Origin of the sequence: Streptomyces sp. NPDC008150, from assembly GCF_042956945.1 — a bacterium.
Classification (GTDB): Bacteria; Actinomycetota; Actinomycetes; order Streptomycetales; family Streptomycetaceae; genus Streptomyces.
Genome location: NZ_JBIBHJ010000006.1, coordinates 392,248 through 403,399, shown reverse-complemented (window position 1 = coordinate 403,399; position 11,152 = coordinate 392,248). Strand labels below are relative to the sequence as shown.

Below are 11,152 nucleotides of genomic sequence, written 5' to 3'. Positions count from 1 at the left end.
GGTGCAGGGACTCGATGTGGGGGGAGGCTCAAATGGCGCGCGGGGCGCGGGAGCAGAGGAGCGGCGGCGGGAGGGGACGGGGAACGGGGCGGGAGTCTCCGGTGGGGCGGGGGCCGGTCACCCCCGTTCCTTGGCCACTGCCTCGCGCACGGCCGGGACGATCTCCCCCGTCCAGCGCTCCAGGCCCTTCGCACGGGACGGGTCGCCCGCCGCGAAGAAGACGAAGCCGGAGGCGCCGTGCTCCAGTACGGCTTCGGTCAGTTCGTCGATCCACTGCCGGACGGAACCGCCCGTCCAGCGTCCGGTCTCGTCACGGGGCGCGTCGACGGGCCGGTCGGTGATGCGGGCCGGGAGGTTGAAGACGGTGGCGATGTCCGCCGGGTCCCGGCCGGCCGCGACGGCGGCCTCGTCGACGCGCCGTCGCGACGCCTGGTACCGGGGGCTCTGCCAGTCGGCCGCGTTGCCCGGTATCCAGCCGTCGGCCAGCCGTCCGGTGACGGCGAGCGACCTGGGTCCGACCGAGCCGGTCCACACCGGCGGCGCCGGCACGGGGGCCGGGTCGAGTGTGTCGACCGTGGTGAACTCGCCCTGGAAGGAGACGGGTTCACCTCCCCCGGAGAGCGACCTGACCAGGCCGATCGCCTCCTCCAGGGCGCGCACCGCCGCGGCCGGCTCCAGCCGGTCCACCCCGAACCTGACGATGTCGTCCCAGTAGCCGCCCGCCCCGACGCCGAAAACGACACGGCCCCGCGAGAGCGCCGAGAGGGTGCTGAGCGTGCGCGCCAGCAACGGCACCGGCCGGGTCGGCAGATTGGTGACGGTGACGACGCCGGTGATGCTGCGAGTGCGGCCCAGGAGCAGTCCCAGGGTGGCGTACGCCTCCAGCCGACTGCCGTAGTAGGGGTGGTCGGACACCGTGAAGAAGTCGAGTCCGGCGCTGTCGGCGTGCTCCACCCCGCGCACGATCTCGTCGGCCTCGGCGAGGGTCGAGCCGGGGCCGTAGCCGAACCACAGCTTGCGTGCGAGCCGTTCAGGCATGCTGGTCTGTACCTCTTTCACGGTTCAGGTCCTGGTCTTGCGGTCTTCGTGGAAACGGCTTCCGGGCGGAGCCTCCGGCGGTGGGCGTGTGCGGGATCTACGCCCGCACGGCCTCCACCACGCTGCAGTGGCCGCCGGGGACGATCCGGGTCAGCCGCAGCCCGGACTTCTCCAGCAGGACCTCGAACTCCCCGGCGGTGCGCTGCTTTCCGCCGGCCACGACGAGCATGTCGAGGTCCATCAGGGAGACCGTGGGCGTCGGGCGGGGACGGTCGGGCAGGACCGCCTCGACGAGCAGCACGCGGCCGTCGTCGCCCAGCGCGGAGCGGACGTTGCCCAGGATGCGGCGGGAGAGTTCGTCGTCCCAGTCGTGGATGATGTTGGACAGGACGTAGGCGTCGCCGCCCGCGGGCACGGTGTCGAAGAAGTCGCCGCCCGTCAGCCGCACCCGGTCACGCACCCCGGCGGCCCGCAGCGTCGGCTCCGCCTCGGACACCACCTCGGGCCGGTCGTAGAGGACGCCGTTCGCCCCCGGGTTGGCGGCGAGCACCGCGGCGAGCAGGGCGCCCCGGCCGCCGCCGACGTCGACCACGCTGCGGAACGCGCCGAAGTCGTAGGCCGCGACGACGGGGGCGATGATCCCGCGGGACGCCTCGGTCATGGCCTTGTCGAACACGGTCAGGACGTCGGGGTGCTCCCCCAGGTACTCCCAGACGGACGCGCCGTGCACGTCGGGGAAGGCGGTGCGGCCGGTGCGCACGGCATCGGCGAGCCCGGTCCAGGCGGCGCGCTCCGCGGGCAGGCCGGTCCAGATCGCGAAGTTGCGCAGCGAACCGGGGCTGTCGTCGCGCAGCGCGTGCCCCAGTTCGGTCAGGGCGAAGGTGTCGTCGGTCTCGTCGAGGAGGCCGGCGTCGGCAGCGGTCCGCAGCAGGCGGTGCAGGGTGGGTGCGTGGGTGCCGGTGGCGGCGGCCACGTCGGCGACGGGAAGCGGGCCGCCGGCCAGCGCGTCGGCGACGCCCAGTTCGGCGACCGCGCTGACCGCCTGGGCGAGCCAGCCGCCGGCGAGCAGTTGCAGGACGCGGGCGGGTGCGGGGAGCCCGGAGGTGTCTGAGGGCATGACGAACTTCCTCCTGAATGACCGGATGAGCGGACCGCGACGCACCGACTGGGCCCACTCGAAGCCTCTTCGCTGCGGGTGGCGCGTTCAAGGCGGTCCTGTGTCAGGTTTTGGTGAACTCGCGTCAAGTCTTCGCACCGGCGGGCGGTGCGCGAACGGTACGGCGCGACGGGCCGGGGTGCGGGACGGTCAGTGGCCGCCGTCGTTCAGTGGGCCCCTGCCCGCGTGCCAGACGAGGTCGAAGACGAAGTCGCGCAACCGCCAGCCGTCCGGGGTGCGCACGGCCACCGCCTCGTAGTGGCCGCCGATGTCGAAGTGCGCGCCGGGCTCGGCCGCCCGCTTGACGTGGACGGCGCTCAGGTGGGCCCGGATCACGGCGCGGTCCCCGTCGACGTCGACGGCGTAGTTGGTGCCCTGGTGGTGGGTGCGTTCGAAGGTGGTGCGGGCCAGCTGCTGGAACTCGGCGAGACCGGCGGTCCCCCGGTACTCACCCATCGGGAAGACCAGCCGGACGTCGTCGGTGAACACCTCGCCGAACCAGTCGTCGCGGTGCCGGTCCCGGTCGAGGTGGGCGAGGTAGCGGTCGGCCAGGGCGGTCAACTCGGCCCGGTCGACGAGCAGTTGCACCTGTTCGCGCAGGGCCTGGAGCTCGTCGACCGGTGCGGACGGGACGGGGGTGGGGGCCGGAGCAGAGGTGGTGGGCATGGTGTTCCCTTCGACGGGGTGGGATCGGTGTGCGGTGGTGGGACGGCGCGTGCGGTGCGGGGTCAGCGCGGTGGGAGCGCCGAGACGCAGTCCTCCAGGAAGGCCAGGGCGCGCAGGTGGTAGGGGCGGGCCGCCCAGCCCAGGCTGATGTTGTGGCCGGCCGCGGGCTGGCGCTCCACCAGGACCCGCGGGGCCCCGGTGAACCGGGCAGCGAGGTCGGCCAGGTCCTCCGCGTCGTGCCGCCACAGGCGCTCGTGCTCGGCGAAGGTCAGCCGGACCGGGACCCGGACCGACGGCGCGATCCGCTCGAAGTACCGCGTCCAGTGGGCGAGTTCGGCCGCCTCCTGGGTGGGGACGGGTGCGGTCAGGGCCTCGCAGGCCCGGAACGTGCCGGGCGGGTACAGGCCGAGCGGACCCCAGTACCGGTTCCTTCCCCCGCCCGGTCGCGTCGGCAGTCCGGCGAGCGGTACGGCGGGACGGTGGCCGCATCCGGAGACGTCCAGGCCGAGTGCGGGAAGGCCGTCGGCGGCGGCACGCAGGACGAGCTTGCCGCCGAAGGAGTGGCCGAGCAGGAACAGGCCCGCCCCTGCCGGGTGGCGGGCGGTGAAGTCGTCCAGGGCGGCGCGCAGCAGCACGGACTGCGCGGCGAGCGGCAGCCCGGCGGGAAACCGCGCCGCCGAACGGCCGTATCCGGGGCGGTCGAGGGCGAGCACGGTGAAGCCGAGCCGGGCGCCGAGCGCCAGCAGGGACACGTCCGGGTGGGTCTGCCCGTCGAAGTAGCCGGCGCGCAGGCCACCGCCGTGCACGGCCACGACGGTCGCTCGCGGCGCACCGTGCGCCGGTTCGCTGAGCAGGGCGGACAGGACGGGGCCCGTGGCGTCCAGCGTGATCCGCCGCACGCCCTTGGACAGGCCCGTGGCCGCGGCCCGCCGCGCACCACCCACGGCGACCCCGCTCACGCGGCTCCCCCCGAGGTGAGCGCCCCATGACCTGCGCCGCCCGGCGCGTGCGCGCCGGCCGATTCCACCGAACCGCTCAACAGGACGGATCCGTAACGGACTTCGGGACCGGCCGGCGCACCCGTCGGACGAGCCGCCGGTCGACTCACGAGGGTGCGGCCGCGCCAGGTCACCCGCCCCACACCTGCCGTGCCGCCGGTCGCCCTCGCCGCGCCGGCCGGCCCGCTCACGCCGCACCCCCCGCGGCCAGCGGCCCCGCTCCGGCGGCCCAGGGCACCAGCCCGTCCGGCAGGGCCGGCAGGGCCGTGCCGCGTGGGGCGCCCGTGGCCGGCGGGCGACCGTCCGGAGTGGCGGGCGGGCCGGCGGCGCCGAGGCGGGCGAGCCACGGGGCGACCCGCCGGGCCGCCGCCGGGCCGTAGGTGTCCCGCAGCCGCCGCGCCAGGTCCTCGGGGTCGAGGACGTACTGCTGCGGACCGACCGACTCCAGTACGACCGTGGCGAGCGCACAGCCCAGCCGCGCGGCGTCGCGGGGTGGCAGGCCCCACGTGGTGGCCGCGAGGAAACCGGCCCTCAGACCGTCGCCGACCCCGGTGGGCTCCGCGGGGCCGTCGGGCGCGACCGCGGCGACGTGCAGCGGCGGGAGACCGGCCCGGTTGACGTCGACGCCGTCGGCGCCGCGGGTCACGATCCAGGCGCCGGTGCGCCGCAGGACCTGATCGCGCGTCCAGCCCGTGCGCTCCCGGAGCAGGGCCGCCTCGTACGCGTTCGTGAACAGGAACCGCGATCCGGTCACCAGGGTGCGAGCCTGCGACCGGTCCAGGCGGGCCAGTTGCTGCGAGGGGTCCGCGGCGAACGGGATACCCAGCCGCACGCACGCCTCCGTGTGCCGCACCATCGCACGCGGGTCGTCCGGGCCGACCAGGGCCATGCCGAACGGACCGTGGCAGGCGCTGACCTCCGTGAGGCGGATGTGCCGCGCCTCGGCCATCGCCCCCGCGTAGAACGTGGCGATCTGGTTCTGCTCGGTGTCCGTGGTGCACACGAAGCGGGCGGTGTGCAGGGAGTCGCTGACGCGAACGTGTCCTGTCTCGACGCCCTCCTCCCGCAGCCGTTTCCCGTACGGTGCGAAGTCGCGCCCCACCGCCGCGGCGAGGACCGGCGAGAGCCCCAGCCGAGCGAGGCCCAGCGCGATGTTGGCTCCCACTCCCCCGGGTCGGATCTCCAGGGTGTCCGCCAGGAAGGACAGGGAGACGCCGTCGAGTCGGTCGGCGAGCAACTGGTCGGCGAAGCGGCCCGGGAAGGCCATCAGGTGGTCGGTGGCGACAGAACCGGTGACCAGGACGCGCCGCGTCCTGGTCGCCCCGCGTCCGCCGTCGGACCGGCGGACACTCACCGTGCGCCCGCCGCCGCCGGTCCGCGCGGTCATCACGCCTCCTCCGGCTCGGGGTCCTGTGCGGCGGGCGGGGCGGTGCCGTCGGGGTGGGGCGCCCCGAACCACGTCCGCAACGCCTCGTCGAGGCCGGCCACCGGGTCGCCCGTGCCGGACGGCGCGGTCCAGGCGACGTACCCGTCGGGCCGCACGAGCAGCGCGGCGGTGCCGGCCAGCGGGTCGGTGCCGTCGACCGGCTTGGGCACGGCGGTGACCACCGTGACCCGGTCGGCGAACCCGGCCGCCGCGGCCCCGACCGACGGCTCGCCGGTCAGGTCGAGCAGGACGCCGCGCGCCGGGTGGAGCAGTTCGGTGGTGCTGGTTCCGCCCACCGCGCCCACGAGTTCGCGGTGCGGGAGGCGGCGGCCGAGCAACGGGTGGTGGCCGGTGCCGATCGGGTAGTGGACATCGAGACCACTGACGACACCCGCGAGGTGGCGCCGGACGTCGTCGTACTCGATCAGCTCGGCGAGCAGGTCGCGCAGCGGGTCCGCCTCGGCCCCGCCCAGGAAGATCTGCCCCTGGGCGCGGGTGTTCATCAGCAGCCGGGCACCGACCGGACGCCGTTCGCCGTCGTAGGTGTCGAGCAACGTCTCCGGGGCGGTCCGGCGCACCGCGGCGGCCAGTTTCCAGCCCAGGTTGACCGCGTCCTGCACCCCGGTGCTCAGGCCCTGGCCGCCGGCGGGCAGGTGGATGTGGGCGGCGTCCCCGGCGAGCAGGACGCGACCGCGCCGGTAGCTGTCGGCCTGCCGGGTGGCGTCGGTGAACGAGCTGACCCAGGTGGCGCGGGCGTCCCCGATGTCCTCGCCGGTGATGTGCCGCCAGGCGGCGGCGACCTCGGGGAAAGCGGCCTGTTCGGCGCGCGCGTCCGACGGGGAGCCGTGCGGGCAGACGATGATCCGGTCCACGCCCTCCCGGAGCGGCGCGGCCATCACCATGCCGTTCGGCAGCCGTTCGCCGAGCGGCCGCGGGCGCAGGGAGCGGCCCACCACGTCGGCGAGGTACATCACGCGGGTCGCCGGGGTCCCGGGAAACCCGAAGCCGGCCAGCTCACGGACGGTGCTACGGCCTCCGTCGCAGCCCACCAGGTAGGCGGCGCGCAGCCGTTCGGTGCCGGTCGGGGTGCGCAGGACGGCCTCGACGACGGTGTCGTCCGCGGTCAGGGAGACCAGCTCCCGGTCCCGGCGGACCTCCGCCCCGAGTTCCGTCGCCCACTGCTCCAGCACCGCCTCCGTCTCGGACTGCGGGATGTCGCGGGCCCCGAAGTGGGCGCCCTCCAGGACCGTGTAGTCGAAGCGGACGCCGCCGAAGTGGCCCACCGGGCTGACCGGCGGGACCGGCCCGCGACCGAAGCGCGGCAGCAGGCCGCGCTGGTCGAAGACCTCCATCGCGCGGGCGGTGAAGCCCAGCCCGCGGGACTGCCCGGTGGGGGCGGCGAGCCGTTCGACGACGGTCACCCGGGCGCCGCCCAGGCGCAGTTCGCCGGCGAGCGTCAGGCCCGTGGGCCCGGCGCCGACGACGACCACGTCCACGTCCACGTCCGTCGTGGCGGTGGACCCGCCGGCGCCGCCCCTGCCGGTCGCGCCGTCCTTCTCCTCCGTACCGTCGGTGCCCATGCGTGCCCCTCCCTCAGTCCGTCGTCGCGGAGCGCGAGTGGGTCACGCGGTAGGTGTTGGCCTGGCGCCCGGTGACCAGTTCCCGCGCCCGGACCCGTCCGGCGCGCACGTCCGCCGGGCGCTGCTCCTCGGGGAGGTGGTGGAAGGCGTCGTACAGCTCCTTGCTCTCCCACTGCGCGTAGTTGACGACGTAGGTGCCGTCCAGGCCGCGGAAGTAGGTGTGGGAGACGTAGCCGGGCACGGTGGTGATCCACTCGTCGGGCCTCGCCAGCGTCTCCAGGAGTTCCTTCTGGTTGTCGGGGGTCGTGTCGAGGATGATCAGGACGGTGTGGTCGTCGCGGTCGGGCGAGATCTCCACGGTGTCGCCGAGGCCGGGCCGCTGCTGGGTGAACTCCAGCTCGGTCTGCAACAGCCGTGTCGTGCGCGCCAGTTTGTGGAACTGCGGCACCGTCTTGCCGCGGAACTTCTGGCCCTCGTAGCGGGCCTGGAGGTCGGCGAGACTGCGCCACTGGATGTAGTTGGCGGTGCCGGGGGTGTCGATGCCGGCGTGCAGGGTGGAGGAGATCCAGCCGGGGTAGTCCGCGTGGTCGACGATGTCGCGCATCGCGTCGAGCACGTCGTCCTGGAGTTCGGCGGTGTCGGTCTCGAAGACGTTGAAGACGGTGAGGTGGCCGTCGTCGGGAGAGATCAGGGGCATGGTGTTCCTCACGTGGTCGGGACGGTGGCGCCGGCCGGGAACCAGCGGGCGCGTGCGGTCTGTTCCTGTGCGTCGTGCTCCGGGCCCGCCGCCACCACGTGGCCGTCGGGCCGCACCAGGACCGGGCCGTCGGAGCCGGGGCCGGTGCCGTCGTGCGGGGCGATCCGCAGGCCGCGGCCGGCGCGGAGCAGCGCGGTGGTGCTGGTGGGTCCGCCGGGGGTGTCGAGCGCCAGGTGCGGCAGCAGGGCTCCCAGCAGGGGGTGTGCGGGGCCGCCGACGTCGTGGCGGACGTCGAGGCCGGTGACGAGTCCGGCCAGGTGGGCGCGGACCGGCTCCAGGGCGATCAGTTCGGCCGTCAGCGCGCGGACCGGCTCCACCTCGGGGCCGCCGAGCAGCAGCAGCGCCTGGGCGCGGATGCCGGCCAGGACGCGGCGGCCGACGGGGTGCCGTTCGCCGTGGTAGCTGTCGAGCAGGCCGGGGTGGGCGCGTCCGGTGACGTGCGCGGCCAGTTTCCAGCCGAGGTTGAAGGCGTCCGCCAGACCGAGGTTGAGCGCCTGGCCGCCGATGGGCAGCTGGCGGTGGGCGGCGTCCCCGGCGAACAGCACACGGCCGTGCCGGTACTGGTCGAGCTGACGGTTGGTGTCGTCGAAGGCGTTCACCCACAGCGGGGTTCCGGCACTGATGTCCTCGCCGGTCACCCGCTTCCACACCTCGGCGACGTCCGTGAACTCCGGTGCGGAAGAGGCGTGTTGCGGGGAAGTACCGAACGCGTGGGCCATGACGCGGGTGACGCCGTCCGGGCGCCGGGCGGCCACCGCGAAGCCGTCCGGCAGCCGTTGGAAGCGCCGGTCGGGCACCTCGACGCCCGCGATGTCCGCGCGGACCAGTTCCCGCCGCGCGGCATGTCCCGGGAAGGCCGCGCCGAGCAGCCGGCGCACGGTGCTGTCCTCGCCGTCGCAGGCGACGACGTGGTCGGCGCGCACCCGCAGTGCGCCGCCCGGCCCCTCCGCCACCGTCTCGACGTACGGGCCGGTGTCCTGGGTGACGCCGTGCACGTGGTGGCCGCGCCGGACGTCGGCGCCGAGGGAGCGTGCCCAGCGTTCAAGGAGCCGTTCGGTGTCGTACTGCGGGACCTTCCACTGTCCGGCGTGCGGGCCCGGCAGGGTCAGGTCGAGGGGGATGCCGGCCCAGTGGCCGACCGGCTGGCGCGGCGGGTCGCCGAGTTCGTCGAGCAGCCCGCGGCTGTCGAGGATCTCCGCGGTGCGTGCGTGCAGCGTGGAGGCTCGTGACTCGGTGGTGGGCCCGGTCCGCCGTTCCAGAACGACGACTTCGGCACCGCCGAGCCGCAGTTCACCGGCGAGCAGCAGCCCCACCGGGCCCGCGCCGACCACCACCACCTGGGTCTCCAGCCGGGCCCCGGCCACGATCAGGCCCTCCCCTCGGCGTACGCGCGGGCGTGGCCGAGGGTGGCGAGGCTGTTGGTGCTGAGGGCGCCGTGCACGTAGGCGCGGGCGTCGGCGAGGGTGGCGTCCGGGCCGAGCACGCCCAGTTTCCCGGGGTCGAGGGTCACGGTGTGCTGGGACGAGGCGACGGTGCCCTCGGGGGTCTCCTCGAAGGTCCACAGTCCGGTGTGCAGGGTGAGCAGCGCGGGCAGGGTGACCTGTTTGTAGGCGATGCGGTGGTGCGGGAAGGTCACCCGGTACGACTTCGTGGTGTGCGTCGAGCCGTCCTTGGCCCGGGTGTCCATCTCCAGCGTCTGCAGCCCGGGGGTGTCCTCGGTCAGCTGGACGGAGGCCACGTGCGGCAGCCGCTCGGGCCACAGTGCCGCGTCGTTGACGAAGTCGTAGAGGTCCTTGGCGGCTCCGGCCACGGTCACGCTGTCGGTGAAGGAGAAGGTCAACTCCTCCTCCTGGTGGGCGCGTTCGAGGTTCTCCTTGAGAGCGGCGAGTTCGGCGCGGCTGTTGCGGTCCACCGCGCGGTCGATCCACTCCAGGGAGCCGGGGTCGTCGTCGATCGCGCTGTAGTCGTGCAGCAGCCGCACCCGGGAGGCGTCGTCCGTGACCGGCTCGACGATCCAGGTGCCGCCCATCGCGGCGACCGGCGGGGCGGTGACCTCCTGGCGGAAGGTGATGCGCAGGGCGTCCGCGTCGAGGGTGCGGCGGGACGTCCAGTTCTTCGCCTCGTCGCCGGCGGTGGCCCAGATGCGGATGCGTTCACGGCCGCCGCCGTGCTCGACCTGGTCGACGTGGAGGGTGGGCGGGAAGATGCGGGGCCACTGGGCGACGTCGGCCAGCAACCGGTAGACGGTGGGCGCGGGGGCGCCGACGGTGATCTCGTGCTCGACCTCGCGGGTCGTCATGGGGGTGTCTCCTCGACGGGTGCGGTGGACCGGTGGGCGCGGTGCGTCAGCGGGCGCCGCGAGCGCGTGGGCGTCGGCGCAGGCGTGGGCGTGGGTGTCAGAAGTTGCCGAGGCCGCCGCAGACGTTGAGGGCCTGCGCGGTGATGGAGGCGGCCGTGTCGGAGACGAGGTAGCCCACCAGCCCGGCGACCTCCTCGGGTGTGGAGTAGCGGCCGAGCGGGATCTTCGCCCGGAACCTGTCGTGGACCTGCTCCTCGGAGGTGTCCCAGGCGGCGGCGTATCCCTGGCGCACCCGCTGGGCCATCGGCGTCTCGACGTACCCGGGGCACACGGCGTTCACGGTGATGCCGGTGGGCGCGAGCTCGTTGCCCAGGGCCTTGGTGAAGCCGACCACGCCGTGCTTGGAGGCGGAGTAGGGGGCGCCCAGGACCACACCCTGCTTGCCGGCGGTGGAGGCGATGTTGACGATCCGGCCGCGGGACTTGTGGCGCAGCCCGCCGGCGTTGAGCACCTCCCGGGTCACCCGGAAGACACTGGTGAGGTTGGTGTCGAGGACGTCCTCCCAGAGTTCGTCCGCGATGTCGGCGGTGACGCCGCCGCCGGAGCGGCCGGCGTTGTTGACGAGGACGTCGATGGTGCCGAAGCGGTCCACGGCGGCGCGGACCAGGTGCTCGACGGCGGCGCGGTCCCGCACGTCGGCGGCGGTGCCGTCCACCTCCAGTCCCTGGGCGGTCAGTTCCTTCACGGTCGCGGCGACCCGGTCGGCGTCGCGGGCGCCGAGGAACACGCGGTGTCCGGAGGCGGCGAGCAGCCGGACCACCGCGAGACCGATGCCGCTGGTGCCGCCGGTCACGAGGGCGACGGGCGCGGCCTGCTGTGCGGTCTGCGTCGAGGGCGTCGTCACGGTTCCCCCTCAGGCCGCTCGAACGGCGGACAGCTGCTGGTTGACGAGGTCGATGAGGATCCGGGGGGTGGGCGCGTCGGCGAGCACGTCGTCGTCGAGCGAGACGCCGTACTGCCGCTCGATCCGGCCGACGGTCTCCAGCAGCGCGAGGGACTCGTAGCCGAGGGCGGTGAAGTCGGTGTCGAGGATGTCGCCGTCCAGGTCGACGGAGTCGTCGGCGCCGGCGGCCTCCAGCAGAATGCGCCGCAGCGCGTCGGTAGTGAAAACGTCGGTGGCCACGGAGGGTCCTTTCGAGGGGTGCGGGGCGAAATGAGCGGTTCGGAAAGGG

The 11,152-nt window shown here is 74.3% G+C and carries 11 protein-coding genes; all 11 read right to left on the bottom strand.

Annotated elements, in window-relative coordinates:
* Positions 1 to 117: 117 nt before the first annotated feature.
* Positions 118 to 1,038 carry an LLM class flavin-dependent oxidoreductase gene (locus ACFZA0_RS18175; RefSeq protein ID WP_391017435.1) on the bottom strand — a complete coding sequence of 307 codons (921 nt, stop codon included), beginning with the start codon at positions 1,036 to 1,038 and terminating at the stop codon, positions 118 to 120.
* A gap of 97 nt (positions 1,039 to 1,135) precedes the next feature.
* Positions 1,136 to 2,155: a methyltransferase gene (locus ACFZA0_RS18170; protein ID WP_391017433.1), complete on the bottom strand. Its 1,020-nt coding sequence runs from the start codon at positions 2,153 to 2,155 to the stop codon at positions 1,136 to 1,138.
* A 189-nt stretch (positions 2,156 to 2,344) separates the two neighbouring features.
* On the bottom strand, positions 2,345 to 2,860 hold the full coding sequence (locus tag ACFZA0_RS18165; protein WP_391017431.1) for a nuclear transport factor 2 family protein: 516 nt from the start codon (positions 2,858 to 2,860) through the stop codon (positions 2,345 to 2,347).
* A 62-nt stretch (positions 2,861 to 2,922) separates the two neighbouring features.
* Positions 2,923 to 3,759 carry an alpha/beta fold hydrolase gene (locus tag ACFZA0_RS18160; RefSeq protein WP_391017620.1) on the bottom strand — a complete coding sequence of 279 codons (837 nt, stop codon included), beginning with the start codon at positions 3,757 to 3,759 and terminating at the stop codon, positions 2,923 to 2,925.
* Between the two features lie 286 nt (positions 3,760 to 4,045).
* Positions 4,046 to 5,125, bottom strand: coding sequence for a PfkB family carbohydrate kinase (locus ACFZA0_RS18155; protein ID WP_391017618.1), 1,080 nt, complete (start codon positions 5,123 to 5,125; stop codon positions 4,046 to 4,048).
* Positions 5,126 to 5,244: 119 nt separating this feature from the next.
* Positions 5,245 to 6,864: an FAD-dependent monooxygenase gene (locus ACFZA0_RS18150; RefSeq protein WP_391017428.1), complete on the bottom strand. Its 1,620-nt coding sequence runs from the start codon at positions 6,862 to 6,864 to the stop codon at positions 5,245 to 5,247.
* Positions 6,865 to 6,877: 13 nt separating this feature from the next.
* Positions 6,878 to 7,561 (bottom strand): antibiotic biosynthesis monooxygenase, encoded by a 684-nt coding sequence (locus ACFZA0_RS18145; RefSeq protein WP_391017426.1) that lies wholly within the window; start codon positions 7,559 to 7,561, stop codon positions 6,878 to 6,880.
* Positions 7,562 to 7,569: 8 nt separating this feature from the next.
* A complete protein-coding gene (locus ACFZA0_RS18140; protein ID WP_391017423.1) occupies positions 7,570 to 8,985 on the bottom strand; it encodes an FAD-dependent monooxygenase in 1,416 nt (471 codons plus the stop codon).
* Positions 8,986 to 8,987: 2 nt separating this feature from the next.
* Entirely contained in the window at positions 8,988 to 9,920 is a 933-nt protein-coding gene (locus tag ACFZA0_RS18135) for an SRPBCC family protein (protein WP_391017421.1), read from the bottom strand.
* A gap of 97 nt (positions 9,921 to 10,017) precedes the next feature.
* On the bottom strand, positions 10,018 to 10,824 hold the full coding sequence (gene fabG, locus ACFZA0_RS18130; RefSeq protein ID WP_391017418.1) for a 3-oxoacyl-ACP reductase FabG: 807 nt from the start codon (positions 10,822 to 10,824) through the stop codon (positions 10,018 to 10,020).
* A gap of 9 nt (positions 10,825 to 10,833) precedes the next feature.
* Positions 10,834 to 11,103, bottom strand: coding sequence for a phosphopantetheine-binding protein (locus tag ACFZA0_RS18125; protein ID WP_391017416.1), 270 nt, complete (start codon positions 11,101 to 11,103; stop codon positions 10,834 to 10,836).
* Positions 11,104 to 11,152 lie beyond the last annotated feature (49 nt).

Coding starts and splice junctions, on each gene's coding strand:
- ACFZA0_RS18175 (WP_391017435.1), bottom strand. CDS start 1,038: ATGCCTGAACGGCTCGCACGCAAGCTGTGGTTCGGCTACGGCCCCGGC.
- ACFZA0_RS18170 (WP_391017433.1), bottom strand. CDS start 2,155: ATGCCCTCAGACACCTCCGGGCTCCCCGCACCCGCCCGCGTCCTGCAA.
- ACFZA0_RS18165 (WP_391017431.1), bottom strand. CDS start 2,860: ATGCCCACCACCTCTGCTCCGGCCCCCACCCCCGTCCCGTCCGCACCG.
- ACFZA0_RS18155 (WP_391017618.1), bottom strand. CDS start 5,125: ATGGCCTTCCCGGGCCGCTTCGCCGACCAGTTGCTCGCCGACCGACTC.
- ACFZA0_RS18150 (WP_391017428.1), bottom strand. CDS start 6,864: ATGGGCACCGACGGTACGGAGGAGAAGGACGGCGCGACCGGCAGGGGC.
- ACFZA0_RS18145 (WP_391017426.1), bottom strand. CDS start 7,561: ATGCCCCTGATCTCTCCCGACGACGGCCACCTCACCGTCTTCAACGTC.
- ACFZA0_RS18135 (WP_391017421.1), bottom strand. CDS start 9,920: ATGACGACCCGCGAGGTCGAGCACGAGATCACCGTCGGCGCCCCCGCG.